This window comes from Aeromonas sp. R7-1, from assembly GCF_040908115.1.
Taxonomy (GTDB): Bacteria; Pseudomonadota; Gammaproteobacteria; order Enterobacterales; family Aeromonadaceae; genus Aeromonas; species Aeromonas caviae.
This window is the reverse complement of sequence record NZ_JBFODD010000019.1, coordinates 1-16,641: the sequence shown is the minus strand read 5'-3', so window position 1 is coordinate 16,641 and position 16,641 is coordinate 1. Positions and strand designations below refer to the sequence as shown.

The window sequence follows — 16,641 nt, the reverse complement described above, 5'->3', positions numbered from 1 at the left end:
AATGCTAGCCTTACGGAAAAATATTTTTATCGGAGAAAATCAACATGGATAGAATTATAAACTCTCACCTAAATCAGTTTTCTCAGGAGCACGCAGTTGAATCTGAGACTGAAGATGTTCGATTTGAAAAATTTGTTAATTTTGCTGTTTTGCAATCCCAGATCGCAAAACGGCTTGATCTTGAGCTCGTTACCACCGGAGACGGTGAGGATGGGATTGACGGCGTCGCGGTAATAATCAATGAAGAATTAGTGATTGGCAAAGAAGAGGCCAGAGCGGCGCTTAACAATCAGAGAAAAAATAACGATGTACAAGTCATATTTATTCAATCAAAGACCTCCACCTCGATAGAGCTAGGAGATTTTTTGAAGTTTAAGGAGGCTACTATTCGTCTCATTAGTGAGGACGATTACTGTTCAGAATGCGCTGTTCAATTGGAGGCAAGGGAGGCACTCGATGTAGTTATTGAGAACGTCGCGAAGATTAAAAATGGGCGTCCTAATATTAGAGCCGTGTATGCTACTGCTGGAAGTAACGAGCCACAGGAGCCTCACTGCCAGGCGAGAAAAAAGATGACGTCAGAGATCTATAGTACAAAATGCTTTGACCAGATATTGGTAGAATTCGTCAATGCAGACTATCTAGTTTCAGAGTGGGTTTCATCATACAGTGGTATTGAGGTCGATCTAGAGATGCATTCACATGCAGGACTCCCTCAAATTAAAGGAATAGAAGAGTCATATTTAGCTGTAATTAGGGCTAAAGAGTTCGTCGAAAAACTATTAATTTCAGCCGATGGAAATATTCGTTCACAACTCTTCGAGGACAATGTTAGGCATTATCTGGGAAGTACGAATGACGTAAACTCATCGATTGCCGAAACGATCAGCGATCCACAAAAACGTACACGCTTCCCCGTTTTAAACAATGGGATTACGATTGTAAGCCCTGATGTTGTCGTTCGGACAAATAAATTACATATTCGCGATCCACAGATCGTAAATGGTTGTCAAACATCCCATGTGCTTTTTGAAAACCGAAGTGCCATTTCTGATGAAATGATGCTCACTGTGAAAGTTGTTGAAGCGGAAGATGAGGATGTATATACAGAGCTCGTTCAAGCCACCAATTCTCAAAGCAAGGTGGAAGGACGCCAGTTTTTATCACTAAGCCCAATGGCTAGAGAAATTGAGGCCTATTTTAATACTTTTGAAGGGGAGGAAGGACGGCTTTATTTTGAACGCCGACTTCGCCAGTACACCGGAAAGAATGTGCCTGCACTGCGTATTATTGATTTAGATACGGTTGCTAGAGCTTTTGCAGCTATGTATTTAAAACGTCCGGATTTGGCCTTTAAGTACCCTAAGGCAATGTATGACCAACTCGGAAGTCAGCTGTTTTCTGATAACAATAAGGCAGCTTTGTACTATGCAGGTGCTCTTGTCATTTATAGGATTCATCTCCTCACGTCGAATGGAGCTATCCCAAGCACGGTACGCAAATACAAATGGCACATTCTTCCACTTGTTTGTGCAAAAATTGCTGGAACTGATATCCCAAAGCTCAATAGTAAAAAGGCTGAAACTTACGCAAATAAGATTACAACGGTCTTCAAAACACAGTCACAAAAGATAAATGATGTGTTATCAGAATGTGTAGGCGTAATTCTTTCACTCGATGACCTCAGCACGGATAAGCTTAAGAGGCAAGCAACACTAAGTGAACTTTTGGCGTTGATACGCTAACAAGTTGCAGCACCCGGACCGAGCTACGCGCTGCTGGTGTGCCTGGCGTTATTCAAGTGCCGTAGGGTGCAATGAAATTGCACCTCTACTTTTGTTCCTCATATCTTGCATAAAGCAGCTCAGCAAATGGTGCAATGCGCTGCGCTTATTGCACCCTACGTGTCTCTTTGTCAATTCGATAGGGGGTGACATAGCTGAGCACCATGCCTTGCCAAAGCAATAAAAGGGGGTGATCTGCACCCCGATTTTTCTGATCTCCTCGCTGTATATCGCCGCACGCTTGTCTGGCGCGGCCTGATTGTCTACTGACTCATAATCAACAGCTTTGTTTTTCCCTATAAGGAGAGCAGAAAGGCCAACCTCACTCATACCTCGCCGCTTCCCAGGCATGTATCGCCTGTTTGCGGGTCTCGCCCCAGTGATAGCCGCCGAGTTTGCCGTTTTGCTGAATGACTCTGTGGCAGGGGATCATCAAGGCGACGGGGTTGGCCCCCACCGCCAGGCCCACGGCGCGGGCGGCCTTGGGGTTGCCGACGGCGCTTGCCACCTGGGCGTAGCTCACCACCTTGGCGGGCGGGATCGCGAGCAGCGCCCGCCAGACGCTGATCTGAAAGTTGGTGCCGCTCACGTGCAAGGAGAGGGGGCGATCCGGCGCCTTGCTGCCATCGAACATGGTGTGGATGACCACCTGGGTGCGTGATGGCGCTTCTCGCAGTTCTGCCTCAGGCCAACGCTGGGCGAGGGCACTCAGCGGCGTTTGTGGGGCCTGGTCATCGAGAAACGAGAAGTTGCACACCCCCCGTGGGGTCAGGGCGACGAACGCCTGGCCGAAGGGGGTGTCGTGCACCCCGTGATCGATCACCAGCCCGGCCCCGCGCTGCTTGTACTCGCCCGGCGTCACCGCTTCGAGCTGTACGAAGTGATCGTAGAGCCGCGAGCCGCTGCTAAGGCCCAGGGTATCGGCCACCTCCAGCAGCGGGCGCGACTCCTGCAACAGCGCCTTGGCCCGCTCCAGGGTCAGCACCTGCAAATAGCGCTTGGGCGTCACCCCGGCCCAGCGGCTGAACAGCCGCTGGAAGTGAAAGGGGCTTAAGTGCACGTGCGCCGCTATCTCGTCCAGGGTGGGCTGGCGCGCCACCTGGCTTGCGATAAAACGGATGGCATCGGCGATGCGGGCATAATCGGACATAAGGCGCTCTCACGATAGGTTTGCAGCCGCAGGATCTTGGGTGCGACAAGGTCATGTGCGACAAATAGATACCCCACCATCGGCCAGCAGGGCAATGCCGGTGGTAAAGCTCGATGCATCGGACGCGAGATAAAGGGCCGAGCGGGCGATCTCCTCTGGTTGGGCCAGCCGTTTGAGGGCATGCATATGCTGCACAAAGGCGAGACTCTCCGGTGTATCGGTAAAGGCCCGCCCCATGGGGGTGTCGGTGCCCCCCGGCAGCAGGGCGTTGACCCGCACCCCTTGTGCCCCATATTCGGCGGCCAGCACCTGGGTCAGGCCGATGAGGCCTGCTTTGCTCGCAGCATAGGCCGCCATGCCGGGCAGCCCCAGGGTATGGCCGACGAAGGTGGAGGTAAAGATAAGGGAGCCGCCCCCGCGTGCCTGCATGGCGGGGATCTGGTACTTGGCCCCCACAAAGGCGCTGGTGAGGTTGGTATCCAGGGTTTCCTGCCACTGCGCCAGTTCAAGCCCCGGCACGCTGCCCGGTGTCCCCGTGGTGCCGGCGTTGTTGAAGGCGATATCGAGTCCGCCGAAACGGGTCAGCGCAAGATCCACCAGGGCGCGGGCATAGGTTTCGCTTTTCACATCTCCCGCCAGGCTCACTGCCTGGCCCCCCTCGTGGCGGATCTCCTCCACCAGCAGATCCAGCTCGGTCTGGCGGCGGGCGCCGACGACGACGCTGGCCCCCTCCCTTGCAAACAGGATGGCGCTGGCGCGACCAATACCGGAGCTGGCTCCCGTGATGATGGCGACCTTGTTGGACAGTAATGACATGGCAGTTCCCTCGCGAGATGTGCATGGCGCCAGGTGGCGACGCTCATGCAGGGTTGGCAGACAAGTGGATGGGTTCAACCCCCTCCTGGTTCAAACCTCTTTTGGTTCAACCCCTTGGGGGTCGAAAGCACAGTTGGTTTGAAAGCACTATGGCGGCGAACCTTTGTCACGACGACCCGGATCTTGCTCACTTTTCCCATCGGCGATGGCCCATCAGGGCATCGGGAAATATCAGCGTTTTATGAAGGGAGTGGGAAGGGAGCGGGGCTGTGGCGCCGCTTTCCCAGGTGGTGGTGACCTGGGTTTGCAAGGGCAGGGCATGGAAAACAGTGCCACCGGTGTCGGTGGCACTGACGCAAAGCCTGGTGGGATAACGCTCTTTTAGGGGTTATCAGGCCAGGGCGGGGCTGGATGTAGCTGCGCAGGGCAGGGCGGCCAACTGTGCAAGGTGCTGGCCCAGGGAGACCCCGGCGCCGGTGGCGTTGACCGTCTCGAAATAGTCGTGCCAGCCCGATGCGGCTATTCCCTGGACGAGGGCCTCGATGGCTGCGGCATCCGGCCCGCGCCAGATGGCGAAGAAGGGGTGGGGCGCACCATGGAGGGTGGCAGCATCGGTCTCGCCCAGGGCGATGGGCTCCACCCCGAGGGCGGCGAGGTTGGCCATCCCTGTGCCAATGGCCTCGAAGAACTGCTGACGGGCCGTCTGGCTCAATGCCAGCCAGGCGGGAGTGGGGGTGTAGAGCTCTGCCAGATAGTGGGTCATAGGGGTTCCTTCGGGAGTTGGCCCTTGCGCAAGGTGCGCAAGGCGCGTTGACAAATCCGGGTTGTCGCGGGACTGGAGCTTTCGCGAGACCAGCGCGCGCAGAGGTCAGTGACCCACTGTGGCCTGTCTTTGCTCGCATCGTTCAGCCAGTTGGCAACGGAGTCCTGCACATAGGGGGCGGGATCGGCCTTGAGGGGCTCGAGCAGCATCAGGGCCTGCTCCGGCGCTTGTCGCAGGGACGCAAGATGGGTACACCAGACGCCGCGGGGCCGGGTCGCTTCGCTGGCAAAGCGTCGCAGCCGCTCGGACGGCTCCGCCGTCCAGGGCACCAGGGCGGCAATGGCCGCCTCCAGCTGCGCGGCAATGGTCGTTCGCATTGCGAGCCAGGCCCACTCGCGCACCCCAAAGTGCGGGTCATCGGCGAGGGGGCGAATGAGGGCCAGGCGGTCGCTGAGCGACAGTCCCTCGCTCGCGCCCACCATGAAACAGGCCCAGCCCCGCACGGTATCGGAGGGATGACGGCTGAGCGCCGCAAGATCCCTCATGCCGTTCTCGGCCAGGAGCAGCCTGGCGGCCAGCGCCATGCGCCGGGTAATGCCCTCCCCGGATGCGGCGTGCATCGACGCCAGCGCCTGGGGCCCGAGCGAAGGCAGGGTACACTGCATCAGGGCGGCAAAATCCACCGCCAGACATTCGGTCAGGTTGCTTGCCTCAGCCTCTCCCCGGTTGAGCTGGGCGAGGCGTGAGGGGGCGATATCCGTGATGCGGCTGCGTGTCATGGGTGCTCCTCTGTGGCGGCCTCAGTGCAGCCTGCCCGGGATGAGATGACGTTGAGCCAGGCCCGCTTGAGCAGGGCACTCAGGGTCTCTCGCTCTGCCTGATCGAACCCGGCAAACAGGGAGCCTATCCACTGGCTGTGCTCATCGAGCAGGTGCTGCGCCAGGGCCTGGCCCTGCTCTGTCAGGCGCACCGAGATCTTCCGCCTGTCCTGGCTGTCGCTGTGGCGAGCCAACAGGCCGTCCCGTTGCAGCCCGTCGAGCAGGCCGGTGATGGTGGCCCGTGTGACCCCCGCTTTGTCGGCAAGCTCGTGGGGGGCCAGCCCTTGTGGCAGGTCGCGCAGCAAAAACAGCAGCACGAACTTGCCTTCGGAGAGGCGGTGAGGGGCCAGGCGCGCCGCGCACGCCTGATCGATGGCAGCGGCGAGGGTCAACACCTCAAAGCAGACGCGTATGTTTTGGGTGTCCGCGTGTCCGCGGCGCTCTGCATCTTCGAGCAGGGCGAGGTGTTTCTGTTCCAACGTGATCATGATAGTGAGTCTCGAATGACTTTGTATGGCACCATACTATATGGTGCCAACCAAATGTTCAACCTCCCAAGCGCGCAACCGGAATGGTTCATGGCAACGGGGAGCGGGAGTGTGGCGATGGGGGGCTTTTGCAAGAGAAGGCGTTGCAAGAAAATCGGCCATCTTTGGCCGTCATTCCCTATAATGCCCCTCCTTAGTGGTCTGGGGGGAGTGCCCCGCAGTGAGCCACCGCAAGCCCGAATGTTGATAGAGACGATCCCATGCATACCTTGGAACAGCTTCGCGCAGGCGAACTCTGCGGCGCCCGCCACCTCAAACTTACTGAAAACCTCGCGGTGTTCCCTCCCGAGATCCTGAGCCTCAAGGAGACCCTGGAGGTGCTGGATCTCACCGGCAACCAACTGAGCGAGTTGCCTGACGCGCTGGCCGAATGCAAGAAACTGCGCATCCTCTTCTGCTCCGAGAACAACTTCACCGAACTGCCAGAGGTGCTGGGGCGCTGCCCTGCGCTCACCATGGTGGGCTTCAAGGCCAACCGCATCGCGACCGTCCCGGCCGCCTCCCTGCCCGCCAGATTGCGCTGGTTGATCCTGACCGACAACGAGATAGAGACACTGCCCGGAGAATTGGGGCGCTGCATTGATCTGCAAAAGCTGATGCTCTCTGGCAACCGGCTACATGAGCTTCCCGAGACGCTTGCCGGTTGCCACCGTTTGGAGCTTTTGCGCATCGCCGCCAACCGCCTGCCAGCGCTGCCGAGTTGGCTGCCCTCGATGCCGCGTCTGTCCTGGCTGGCCTTTGCGGGCAACCCTTTCTGTGATGAACAGGCGTGTCTGAACGGCACATCGGAGTTCACTACCGAGATCCCCTGGCAGGCGCTCTCACCGGGGGATGTGCTCGGGGAGGGGGCATCCGGCGTCATTTATCGCGCCGAGTGGGCGAGGGCCGAAGGGCTCGGGGCGGTGGCGGTCAAGCTCTTCAAGGGGGCCGTCACCAGCGATGGCTTGCCCCTGAGCGAGATGACTGCGTCCCTGGCCGCCGGTCGTCATCCAAACCTGGTCGGTGTGATGGGGCGAGTGAGCGATCATCCCTCCGGCATCCCGGCACTGGTGATGCCCCTGATAGACCCCGCCTTCGCCACCCTGGCGGGCCCCCCGAGCCTGGACTCCTGCACCCGGGATGTCTATGGGGCGGATCTGCACTTCACCCCGGCCCAGGTGATGGCCATGGTGCAGGGGGTGGCTGCGGCCGCCCGGCACCTGCACGAGCGGGGCATCCTCCACGGCGATCTCTACGCACACAACCTGCTGTACTCCTTGCAGCCCGCGATGCCTCACTCGTCGCAGGAGGCGCCGGGCCGGGTGCTGCTCGGGGACTTTGGCGCCGCCTCCTGTTACGAGCGCGCCGATGAGGTGCTGGCCGGGCGGCTCGAGCGCCTGGAAGTGCGGGCCTTTGGCTGCCTGCTGGCCGAGCTGCTGGCGCGCTGTGATGGGGGGGACGCCGACCTCGACCCCCTTCATCGACTGGCCGGGGAGTGCGGCTTTGAAGTGCCTTCCCGGCGACCCACCTTCGCGCAGATCCTGACCCGGCTGGCTGCGATGGCGACAAGCCTGCCTGGGGTCGTGGCCTGAGGCCTGCCCATCGTGGGCCTTCTCTTGCACAGGGGCGGGATCATGGGGCTTGCGCCACTTCGGTGAAGTTGTGATAGTGATGCACCATTGCAGATGACGAGAGGAAGATGATGGAAGCGGTATTTTGGCACCAGAAGTGGAAAGAGAACCGGATTGGCTTTCATCAGGCAGATTTCAACCGCTGGCTGCAATCCTGGTGGTCGGCCCAGCAAGGGAGCGACCCCGTGCTGGTGCCCCTTTGCGGCAAGTCCCGGGACATGCTCTGGCTGCGTGAGCAGGGGCATCCGGTGGATGGCTTCGAGCTCTCCGAGCTCGCCATTACCCAGTTTTTTGACGAGAACAACCTGAGTGCAGAGAGAAGCGAGGTGGGTCCCTATCAGTGCCACCGGCACGCCGATCTGCGCATCTATCAGGGGGACTTCTTCGCCGCTCCGGAGCTTGGTCAGCGTTATCGCCTGGTCTATGACAGGGCGGCCCTTATCGCCTTGCCGGGCGCCATGCGCCGCCAGTATGCCGCCCTGATGAGCCGCCTGGTGGAGGCGGGGGGGCAGGTGTTGCTGGTGACCCTCGAGTATCAGCCCGAGCAGCAGCAACAGCCGCCGTTCTCGGTGGGGGAGATGGAGGTGCGCACCCTGTTTGAGCGCGACTTTGGTGTCGAGGTGCTGGGGCGTGGCGCCGAGCTGGATCACCCCAGGGTGCTCTCGGGGCAGCTCTCCTATTTCGACGAGGTGGCTTACCGGCTGATCCGCCGGGGTTGAGAGGGCGCGAGGCCGCTGCCAAGGATGGAAGTGGCGCTTGTTTTACCTCCTTTGACATAGATCAACGTGGAAAATCAGGGAAATGCCTAAGATGAGGCTGTTTCTCAATCACTGCTGGTGCCGACCGATGAGCTCTGGTTTGAACGCCGGTCGAACATCAACCCAGTGTCTGATTTTCACGCTCATGTTCACTTTTGGCGGCTCTGGTCGCAATTAATTATGGTTTTTCCAGCCGACCCCACAGGGTCGGCTTTTTATTGCCTGCGCGTGGCCAACAGGGGAGGTCAGCCTTCGAAGGTGGCGGCGTTGAGCCGAAACGCCCTGGGATCGTCGACAAACTGGCCGGTGATCCGCTCGTCGTGCTCGTGGCCCAGGCCATAGCTGCAGAGGATGAGGCGATCCGAGGTACGGGATCTCAGCTGGGTGATGAAGCGCACCAGATCGGCACGGCGGAGCCTGCCCACCTCCTCGCGTACCCGTTCGCGCTGATCAAAACCCAGATCTTTGTTGCCGATGCTGACCCAGAGCCGCTGGCCGCGGCTGCGCAGGTTGGCATCCCGCTCGCTGAGCTGGGCCTGCAACCCCGCCTTGCTCTCCTGCCACTGCTGCTCGGTGAACTCCAACATGGCCAGCGGGAAGAGATCGATGAACTCCTCCACCGCATCCAGCAGGATCTGCGGCCCCGCTACCGGCGACTGGATATAGAAGATGAGACCGGGATGGCGGTTGAGGGGCAGGTTGCCGGCTCCCACCACGTAACCGAGCTGCTGGCGGGTGCGCAGCTCGTGGAAGAAGGTGGATGACATGATGTGGTTGGCCAGGGTGAAGCAGGCGAGATCCCGCGCCTGGGTGGTGCGCGACTGGTAGTAGACCAGCAGCGCCGAGTCCTCGTGATCGCACCCCTGTTCGCGAATGAGGGTACCTCTGTCCTGGATGGAGATGAGGGGGCGGCGGGTCTCGGCGCTGGGCTGGCTGTTGGCACCGAGGTGGCGCTCCAGCAGGGCCGCGAGTTCGAGGGCCTCGGCGGCCGTCCAGTCTCCGTGTACCAGGGCCTCCAGATGCACCCTGGCAAAGAGCTCGGAGACGAAGCCGGGCATCTCCCCGAGTTCGACGGTGCGCAGGTGGCGCAACAGCTGCTCGAAGGGCGGGTTGTTGGGTTGCAGCAAACTGGTGAGCTGGTTGAACAACTGGGAGATGGGGCGGGTCTTGGACTGGTTCTCCCAGTTGCGGATAAGCTGCTCCTTGATCTCGCTAAAGCGGGCCGGATCCGGATACCCCAGGGTGCGGTTGCCGAGGATCATGTCGAGCAGCAGCGGTTGCTTGTCGGCAAAGCCGCTGAGGTTGATGGTAAAGCCCCCCTGATGGGCATAAATCTGGTAGCCAAGGCCCGCGAGCTCCGCCGGGTAGGTGAGGGCGTTGAGGTGATCCGTGAGCAGTTCCACGGCCAGACGCGCCATGGCGATGTGACGCGGGCTCTTGACCGCATGTTCGCTGTCGACGGAGATATAAAGGCTGCCCTTGGGCACGCTGAACTGATGCTCGTGCAGGTGCCAGAGCCGGAAACCGGGCCTGTCGATGAGGCAGGACGGCATGTCGGCGGGCAGCGCCGGCAGACGGGCGTCGAGGCGGGTGCTGATGAAGGGGTTGGGCGCCGGCAGGTGCAGGGCGGGATCCGGTTCACTCTGCTGCCAGCGGATCTTTTCGGCCTCGCTGATGCTCTGGACGCTGTAGGGTGTCTGGTACCAGCGGGCGAGGCGATCCGTGCTCACTTCCGGGGCCTGGATGGTCACCCGCAGGTTGTGGGGGGTCAGCTTGGCGAGGAAGCGCCGGATCAGCGGCTCATCGAACTCGCGCATCATGTAGTCGCCGTAGAGCAGATCGTCCGGCCCGTAGCTGAACAGGTTGAGCACGAGGCCGGAGACGGTGTCGAGGGCCCGGCCCCGCTCCTGGAAGCGGAAGGCGGATTCCAGCACGCTGCGCTTCTCCTCATAGCGCCAGGCCTGCACCCCGCCCCGCTCGATGAGCTTCAGATAGCCAAACAGGGCGGCGATGATCTCGTCCACATGCTCAAGCCCAAGGGGGGTGAGGCCAAAGCTCACGCCAAAGTCCTTGAAGTTGGCGCCGCTGATGCCGCCGCCGGCGGCGAGCTGATTGACCCAGCCTCGCCCCTTGAGCAGAGAGAGCAGGCTGCCTTCCCCCTCATAGCCGATGAGGTGGCTCAGGAAGGTGAGGGGTTTTTTGTCGTAATACTCATCCACGCACGGCAGCGGGAAGGTCAGCGCCAGCTTGCGGGTCTCCTTGACCGGGGTCAGCTGGATGCGAATGCCGAGATCATCGAGCCGGTAGAGAGGATGGCTCAGTACCGGAGGCCCGAGGTGGCGATCCGGAATGGCACCAAAGAAGCGATCACACCAGGCTAGCTGGGTCTCGATGGGTGCCGGTGAAAGCATGACCAGCGCCATGCGATCCGCACTGTAGTGGGTTTCGTAGAACGCAATGAGGTCCGAGCGCAGATCTCGGCCGGGGAGATCCGCCAGGGTGTCGAGGTTGCCCACCGAGAATTTGGAGAAGGGGTGGTCCGGATTGACCGTCTCCTTGTGCACCTGGTAGCCGCGGCGCACGTCGTCCTGCAGCTTGAGGCGGTACTCGGAGTCTACCGCGTTGCGCTCCTTGTCGACCCACTCCGGTGCAAAGGTGGGGCAGATGAAGAACTGGGAGAACCGGTCGAGCCCCGCCTCGAAGAAGCCGTTGTCGATGTCGAAGAAGAAGTTGGTGAACTCGGTACCGGTCCAGGCGTTGTTGCTGCCACCGTGGCGGCTCATGAATTGCTGGTATTCACCGGGTTTGGGGTAGGTGCGGGTACCGAGAAACAGCATATGCTCGAGGAAATGGGCCATGCCCTGGCGATCCGCAGGATCGTCGAAGTGGCCGGTATTCACCGCCAGGGAGGCGGCGGATTTGTCGGTCTCGGGATCACAGATCAGCAAGACCCTGAGCCGGTTTGCCAGCTCCAGATAGTGATACCGCCGATGGTCATTGGGACTGGCATATGGGCTCATTGGGGAGGGGCTCGCGGTGAATTTATTTGAATTTAAACATGATTATCGACCCCGCTATCTTGCGAGGCAAACCCTTTTCTGAGAGGTGGCGCAATTGTTTCCCCCGGCATGGCGGGGTAAGATCCCCCCGCTATTTAAACAGGCCCCCTGGGCGAGGTTGTAATGAAAATCTACATCATGCGTCATGGCCAGGCTGGCATGAACGCAAAGACTGATGAACAGCGTCCACTGACCGAGCAAGGCATCGAAGAGTCCATCCACATGGCGGGCTGGCTGGCTCCCCAATTGGCAGGCTCCCTGAACCTGGTGATCCACAGCAACTACCTGCGTGCCAGACAGACTTGGCAGGCCATCGCCCCCGTGTTGCCCAAGGCCCTCAAGGTCGAGGAGAGCGGCGACATCACCCCCTACGGGGATCCGGCTTTCGTGGCGAGCTACCTCACTGCGCTGGCGGCGGAGCATGACAACATCCTGATGGTCAGTCACCTGCCGCTGGTGGGATATCTGGTTCAGAGTCTCTGCCCGGCGGCAGGGGCCCCCATGTTCGCGACGTCCGGGCTGGCCTGCATCGAATGGCAAGATGGCAAAGGAGTCTTGCTCTGGCTGGAAGGACCGCATACAATACGGTAAAAGTTAATAATAAGTTACAGTTTGGTTTTTTGGGGAAGAGAGAGTCGATTTTTCCGGTTTTTTATATAAATTTAACGGAATTATTTCGCATAAGCTGCTGTCATACGGATACAACTTCAAGAGGTTGCAAACGATGAGAGTGTTCAAGAAGTACCTGCCACTGATGGTGGCAAAACATGTCAAAACCTTCTTCAAGGGGCGGATTTACATCCACGGCAGGGGGCGCTTCGATTTCCAGTCGGGCTTGCTGATGATGCCATTGCAAGCCGACATTCCCCATCGCCAGACGGTGCTCGAGGTCAATGAACTGATTTCAAGGCTCCACATGGATGCCGCCTGAGGCGCCTCAGGCTGACCCTGGTCCCCCTCATGCCCGCCCCTGTGCGGGCATGATTGTTGATGGCGCCTGGGCGCGGCGCCAACCGTTCGCGTCATGGCGCTTCTTCCTGCGTTGGCAGGCTTGCTTATCCTGATTGCCTCTCTATACTCGCGCGCAATACCCGCCTTTTTATTCTGGATATCGCAATGCCCCTTGCCTTCCTGTTTCCCTTCTCCTGCATGGCCATCTGGGCCGGTAATGGCATCGTCAGCAAGCTGGCGGTCGGGGTGTTGTCTCCTGCGGCGCTCGCCTGGTCGCGCTGGATGGTGGCGGCCCTGGTGCTGACCCCGTTTCTGGCTCACCGGGCCTGGCGCGAGCGCCGCAAGCTGCGGGCCGGTTTCTCGAAGCTGGCGATGCTGGCCCTGCTCGGCATGGTCTTGAACCAGACCTTTGGCTATTACGCGGCCCAGACCCTGGGGGCCACCGAGATTGGCCTGATGATGGGGCTGACCCCCTTGATGACAGTGCTGCTCAGCATCTGGTTGCTGCGCGAGCGGCCCACCTGGGGGGCGCTGCTGGGAGGCGCCATCTCCATTCTGGGGCTGGCGATTTTGCTGGGGCAGGGGGATCCGGCCCGGCTGCTGACCCAGGGCATCCATATCGGTTCCGTTTACATGCTGCTGTCGGCGGCCACCTATGCGCTCTACAGCGTGCTGCTCAAGCGCTGGGATCTGGGGCTGGACAACTGGTCCATGCTCTACGGCCAGGTGCTGTGCAGCCTCCTGTTCCTCACCCCCTTCTATCTGCTGGTGGACGGGCACTGGCCCGATGGCAGCGCCCTCTGGCTCATCCTCTATGCGGGGATCCCGACCTCGGCCCTCTCGCCCTGGCTCTGGATGCAGGGCATTGCCCTGCTCGGGGCGAGCCGCACCGCCATCTTCATGAACCTGTTGCCGGTCATGACGGCCGCTCTTGCCATCAGCTGGCTCGGGGAGCGGCTCACCAGCTATCACCTCATCGGTGGCGGCATGACCCTGATGGGGGTGCTGCTGGCGCAGTTGCTGGTGAGGCCCGTGACGGTGCGAAGACGCGCCCGGCTCGCGGTGGCGGGCTGTCAGGAGAAGTAGGATAAAGAAGTAGGATAAAAAAGACCGCCCTCGAGGCGGTCTTTTGGTTCGGTGCCCAGCGTCACTGCGCCGTCAGATAGAGATCCTTGGCATAGACCAGGTCTTGTGGGTTCTGGTAGGGGTAGCCCTTGACGTTGGGTTTGAGCAGCCGTGATTTCACGTAGAAGTAGACAGGGGCGATGGGGGCTTCCTCGTCGATCAGCACCTCGGCCTGCTGATAGAGGCGGTTGCGCTCGGCCGGATCCTTGGCGTCATGGGCCTTGGCCAGGAGGGCGTCGTACTCCTTGTTGAACCACTTGCCGCTGTTGGCGCTGCTGCTGGAGGTCATGATGTCGAGGAAGGTGGAGGCATCGTTGTAGTCTCCGTTCCAGGAGTAGCGGCTCACCCCGAAGTCACCCTCGTTCAGGGCCGACACCATGGTCTTCCACTCCATGTTGTTGAGCTCCGCCTTGACCCCCAGGTTGTGCTTCCACATGGAGGAGATGGCGAGCGCTATCTTCTTGTGCCCCTCGTTGGTGTTGTAGAGGATGTCCACCGTCAGCGGCTTGTCAGGGCCGTAACCCGCCTCGCCAAGCAGCGCCTTGGCCTGCTTGATGCGCTCTTCCTTGCTCATCAGCTCGCTGGCGGGGCGTTTGAGCTCGAAGCCGTCCACGCTCGGCGGGGTCAGGCTGAAGGCGGAGAGCTGCCCCTGTCCCAGGATCTTCTCTGTGATGGTGTCCCGGTCGATGGCAAGAGACAGTGCCTTGCGCACCCTGACGTCGTCAAAGGGCTTGCGTTGGGTGTTGAAGACGTAGTAGTAGGTGGCGAGCATGGGGGCGCTCACCAGCTCCTCCGGGCTCTGGCGCTTGATCTGCTGATACTGCTCCAGGGGATAGGTGGTGTAGTGCAGCTCGCTCGCACGATAGCGGTTGTAGGCCGCGGTATCGGAGACGATCTCCAGATAGATCACCTTGTTCAGCACGGTGTGCTCGTTGTCCCAGTAGTGGGGGTTGCGCTCGGCGATGAGGCGCTCGTTCGGGGTCCACTCCTTGAGGGCGAAGGCGCCGTTGGAGACGATGTTGGCCGGTTTGACCCACTCATGACCGAACTTCTCGATGGTGGCCTTGGGCGCCGGGAAGGTGGTGTAGTGGGAGAGGGTCTTGAGGAAGAAGGGGACCGGGTTTTTCAGGGTGATCTGCAGGGTGTAGTCATCGAGCGCCTTGATCCCCAGGGCATCCGGGCTCTGCTTGCCCTGCACCACGTCGCTGGCATTGGCGACGCCGGTCAGCTCGATGAACCAGGCGTAGTTGGAGGCGTTCTTGGGGTCCGCCGCCCGCTGCCAGCCATATACGTAGTCCGCCGCCGTCACCGGCTCGCCGTTGGACCATTTGGCATCGGGTCTGAGCTTGAAGGTGTAGACGGTGCCCGTGGCATCGAGCTCGTAGCCAAGGGCGCCCGCCGCCTGCAGCTTGCCGTTGCCATCCAGGGTATAGAGCCCCTCGAACAGATCGTTGACGACGTCGCTGCCCGCGCTCTCTTCCACCATCTGGGGATCGATGGAGGCAGGCTCGGTGCCGATGTTGCGCACGAACACTTGCTGGGCGGCTGGCAGAAGCTGGGTGCCTTCAGGCACCTGGGCGGCGAGGACGGGGAGGGTGAGCAGAGCGGCAACCGCCCCGGCGATAAGCGACTTTTTCATTGAATATCCTTATGTTTTTTTTGCTTCCAAAGCGCAGCCAGTGTGCGGGATTGGGGGGCAGATCTCAAGAGGGGATCCTCTGGCGCAACATTGCCGGGCGCCAGGGGGGAGCAGGGCGGGCAGCCGCGTCGGCCCGGATGCATTCTTGTCACGAATTAACCCCCCAAAAGATGCCGGATGGCACCCTTGTTTCACGGCGAAAGCCCGTGGTGGCGCGGCTTTCTGGCGATTTAAAGAACGGCTTAATTCGCTGCAAAAACAAAAAACAGGCGTTACATTGGGTTACAAAACAACGCTGCCGGGGATCGGCACTTTTTTTGCCGACACTTGCAAACGTTTTCAACGGCCAACGGAAACGATCTTAAAGGAACAAGAATGCGAAACATGATCACCATGGGCGAGTTCATCGTCAAAAAGCAGGCGGACTACCCGACCGCGACCGGCGAGCTGACCTCCTTGCTCAGCTCCATCCGCCTGGCCGCCAAGGTGGTGAACCGGGAGATCAACAAGGCGGGTCTGGCGGACATCATCGGCTCCATCGGCGCCGAAAACGTGCAGGGCGAGGTGCAGCAGAAGCTGGACGTCTACGCCAACGAGCGCTTCAAGGCGGCGTTGGAGGCCCGTGGCGAGGTGTGCGGCATGGCCTCTGAGGAGGAGGAGGACTTCGTCTCCTTCGATTCCGAGCTCTCCCGTCACTCCAAGTACGTGGTGCTGATAGACCCCCTCGACGGCTCCTCCAACATCGACGTCAACGTCTCGGTCGGGACCATCTTCTCCATCTATCGCCGGGTCAGCAAACCGGGTGCCGGGGTCACTCTGGAGGACTTCCTGCAGCCGGGCCACCGTCAGGTCGCGGCGGGCTACGTGGTCTACGGCTCCTCCACCATGCTGGTCTACACCACCGGCTTTGGGGTCAACGGCTTCACCTATGACCCCTCCATCGGCTGCTTCTGCCTCTCCCACGAGAACATCCGCATTCCGGAGGAGGGCAAGATCTACTCCATCAACGAGGGCAACTACATCAAGTTCCCGGACGGGGTGAAGAAGTACCTGAAATACTGCCAGGAGCGTGACGAGGCGACTCACAGGCCCTACACCTCCCGCTACATCGGCTCCCTGGTGTCGGATTTCCACCGCAACCTGCTCAAGGGGGGCATCTACATCTACCCGTCCGGCACCAACTCCCCGAACGGCAAGCTGCGCCTGCTCTATGAGTGCAACCCCATGGCCTTCCTGGTGGAGCAGGCCGGTGGCAAGGCGTCCGACGGCTTTGGCCGCATCATGGACATCCAGCCTACCGCTCTGCACCAGCGGACCCCCTACTTCGTCGGGTCCACCAGGATGGTGGAGCGGGCCGAGGCCTTCATGCGGGAGTTCTCCGCCCACGAGGATCCGGCCAACCAGGGCTGAGCCCGGGCCAGCGTCCCTTCGTCACGGGAGCCGTCAAGGCTCCCGTTTTTATTGGCGTGCTGGCGGGTTGAACCAGGTTGATATGCTGGCGGACTGGATTGGATTGGATTGGACTGGACTGACGGACTGACGGACTGACGGACTGACGGACTGACGGACTGACGGACTGACGGACTGACGGACTGACGGACTGACGGACTGACGGACTGA

At 60.4% G+C, this 16,641-nt stretch carries 15 protein-coding genes; 8 read left to right on the top strand and 7 right to left on the bottom strand.

Features of this window, described 5'->3' with window-relative positions:
* Positions 1–44 precede the first annotated feature (44 nt).
* Complete coding sequence (locus tag AB5Y51_RS02800) at positions 45–1,745, top strand: AIPR family protein (protein WP_368178032.1); 1,701 nt, start codon at positions 45–47, stop codon at positions 1,743–1,745.
* Positions 1,746–2,106: 361 nt separating this feature from the next.
* Here the strand turns inward: AB5Y51_RS02800 and AB5Y51_RS02795 are convergent, their stop codons facing one another.
* From AB5Y51_RS02795 to AB5Y51_RS02775, 5 genes are all read right to left on the bottom strand, one after another.
* Entirely contained in the window at positions 2,107–2,934 is an 828-nt protein-coding gene (locus AB5Y51_RS02795; protein ID WP_151028021.1) for a bifunctional transcriptional activator/DNA repair enzyme AdaA, read from the bottom strand.
* Positions 2,935–2,985: 51 nt separating this feature from the next.
* On the bottom strand, positions 2,986–3,750 hold the full coding sequence (locus tag AB5Y51_RS02790) for an SDR family oxidoreductase (protein ID WP_323897925.1): 765 nt from the start codon (positions 3,748–3,750) through the stop codon (positions 2,986–2,988).
* 391 nt (positions 3,751–4,141) lie between these two features.
* Positions 4,142–4,513 carry a DUF6616 family protein gene (locus AB5Y51_RS02785; protein ID WP_069651162.1) on the bottom strand — a complete coding sequence of 124 codons (372 nt, stop codon included), beginning with the start codon at positions 4,511–4,513 and terminating at the stop codon, positions 4,142–4,144.
* The gene (locus AB5Y51_RS02780) at positions 4,510–5,292 is read right to left on the bottom strand and encodes a HEAT repeat domain-containing protein (protein ID WP_368178031.1); all 783 of its coding nucleotides are present in this window, start codon (positions 5,290–5,292) and stop codon (positions 4,510–4,512) included. Before AB5Y51_RS02780 ends, AB5Y51_RS02785 begins: the two co-directional genes overlap by 4 nt.
* Positions 5,289–5,819 carry a MarR family winged helix-turn-helix transcriptional regulator gene (locus AB5Y51_RS02775; protein ID WP_045524764.1) on the bottom strand — a complete coding sequence of 177 codons (531 nt, stop codon included), beginning with the start codon at positions 5,817–5,819 and terminating at the stop codon, positions 5,289–5,291. The genes AB5Y51_RS02780 and AB5Y51_RS02775 overlap by 4 nt, the downstream gene beginning before the upstream one ends.
* Positions 5,820–6,079: 260 nt before the next feature.
* On the opposite strand from AB5Y51_RS02775, the gene AB5Y51_RS02770 reads away from it, so the two are divergent.
* Together AB5Y51_RS02770 and AB5Y51_RS02765 are read left to right on the top strand one after the other, a co-directional pair.
* Positions 6,080–7,450, top strand: a complete 1,371-nt coding sequence (locus tag AB5Y51_RS02770) for a leucine-rich repeat-containing protein kinase family protein (protein WP_368178030.1) — start codon at positions 6,080–6,082, stop codon at positions 7,448–7,450.
* Between the two features lie 110 nt (positions 7,451–7,560).
* Positions 7,561–8,208, top strand: coding sequence for a thiopurine S-methyltransferase (locus tag AB5Y51_RS02765; protein WP_368178029.1), 648 nt, complete (start codon positions 7,561–7,563; stop codon positions 8,206–8,208).
* 284 nt (positions 8,209–8,492) lie between these two features.
* Here the strand turns inward: AB5Y51_RS02765 and AB5Y51_RS02760 are convergent, their stop codons facing one another.
* A complete protein-coding gene (locus AB5Y51_RS02760; RefSeq protein WP_368178028.1) occupies positions 8,493–11,267 on the bottom strand; it encodes an insulinase family protein in 2,775 nt (924 codons plus the stop codon).
* Positions 11,268–11,429: 162 nt separating this feature from the next.
* Here AB5Y51_RS02760 and sixA point away from each other — a divergent pair, with 162 nt between their 5' ends.
* The 3 genes from sixA (at position 11,430) to AB5Y51_RS02745 (ending at position 13,343) form a co-directional block, all read left to right on the top strand.
* Entirely contained in the window at positions 11,430–11,897 is a 468-nt protein-coding gene (gene sixA, locus AB5Y51_RS02755; RefSeq protein ID WP_041215262.1) for a phosphohistidine phosphatase SixA, read from the top strand.
* A 133-nt stretch (positions 11,898–12,030) separates the two neighbouring features.
* Positions 12,031–12,237 (top strand): DUF1107 domain-containing protein, encoded by a 207-nt coding sequence (locus AB5Y51_RS02750; RefSeq protein ID WP_005324080.1) that lies wholly within the window; start codon positions 12,031–12,033, stop codon positions 12,235–12,237.
* Positions 12,238–12,422: 185 nt separating this feature from the next.
* Positions 12,423–13,343, top strand: a complete 921-nt coding sequence (locus AB5Y51_RS02745) for a DMT family transporter (RefSeq protein ID WP_041215261.1) — start codon at positions 12,423–12,425, stop codon at positions 13,341–13,343.
* Between the two features lie 61 nt (positions 13,344–13,404).
* Here AB5Y51_RS02745 and AB5Y51_RS02740 read toward each other — a convergent pair whose 3' ends face one another.
* A complete protein-coding gene (locus AB5Y51_RS02740) occupies positions 13,405–15,021 on the bottom strand; it encodes a peptide ABC transporter substrate-binding protein (protein ID WP_010674562.1) in 1,617 nt (538 codons plus the stop codon).
* 145 nt (positions 15,022–15,166) lie between these two features.
* Between AB5Y51_RS02740 and AB5Y51_RS02735 the strand changes: the two genes are divergently transcribed.
* Entirely contained in the window at positions 15,167–15,409 is a 243-nt protein-coding gene (locus tag AB5Y51_RS02735) for a hypothetical protein (protein WP_139739434.1), read from the top strand.
* Positions 15,397–16,431, top strand: coding sequence for a class 1 fructose-bisphosphatase (gene fbp / locus AB5Y51_RS02730; RefSeq protein WP_029314452.1), 1,035 nt, complete (start codon positions 15,397–15,399; stop codon positions 16,429–16,431). Before AB5Y51_RS02735 ends, fbp begins: the two co-directional genes overlap by 13 nt.
* The last annotated feature ends 210 nt before the right edge of the window (positions 16,432–16,641 follow it).

Coding starts and splice junctions, on each gene's coding strand:
- sixA (WP_041215262.1), top strand. CDS start 11,430: ATGAAAATCTACATCATGCGTCATGGCCAGGCTGGCATGAACGCAAAG.
- AB5Y51_RS02770 (WP_368178030.1), top strand. CDS start 6,080: ATGCATACCTTGGAACAGCTTCGCGCAGGCGAACTCTGCGGCGCCCGC.
- AB5Y51_RS02740 (WP_010674562.1), bottom strand. CDS start 15,021: ATGAAAAAGTCGCTTATCGCCGGGGCGGTTGCCGCTCTGCTCACCCTC.
- AB5Y51_RS02760 (WP_368178028.1), bottom strand. CDS start 11,267: ATGAGCCCATATGCCAGTCCCAATGACCATCGGCGGTATCACTATCTG.
- AB5Y51_RS02795 (WP_151028021.1), bottom strand. CDS start 2,934: ATGTCCGATTATGCCCGCATCGCCGATGCCATCCGTTTTATCGCAAGC.
- AB5Y51_RS02800 (WP_368178032.1), top strand. CDS start 45: ATGGATAGAATTATAAACTCTCACCTAAATCAGTTTTCTCAGGAGCAC.
- AB5Y51_RS02775 (WP_045524764.1), bottom strand. CDS start 5,819: ATGATCACGTTGGAACAGAAACACCTCGCCCTGCTCGAAGATGCAGAG.
- AB5Y51_RS02780 (WP_368178031.1), bottom strand. CDS start 5,292: ATGACACGCAGCCGCATCACGGATATCGCCCCCTCACGCCTCGCCCAG.
- AB5Y51_RS02790 (WP_323897925.1), bottom strand. CDS start 3,750: ATGTCATTACTGTCCAACAAGGTCGCCATCATCACGGGAGCCAGCTCC.
- fbp (WP_029314452.1), top strand. CDS start 15,397: ATGCGAAACATGATCACCATGGGCGAGTTCATCGTCAAAAAGCAGGCG.
- AB5Y51_RS02745 (WP_041215261.1), top strand. CDS start 12,423: ATGCCCCTTGCCTTCCTGTTTCCCTTCTCCTGCATGGCCATCTGGGCC.
- AB5Y51_RS02765 (WP_368178029.1), top strand. CDS start 7,561: ATGGAAGCGGTATTTTGGCACCAGAAGTGGAAAGAGAACCGGATTGGC.
- AB5Y51_RS02785 (WP_069651162.1), bottom strand. CDS start 4,513: ATGACCCACTATCTGGCAGAGCTCTACACCCCCACTCCCGCCTGGCTG.
- AB5Y51_RS02750 (WP_005324080.1), top strand. CDS start 12,031: ATGAGAGTGTTCAAGAAGTACCTGCCACTGATGGTGGCAAAACATGTC.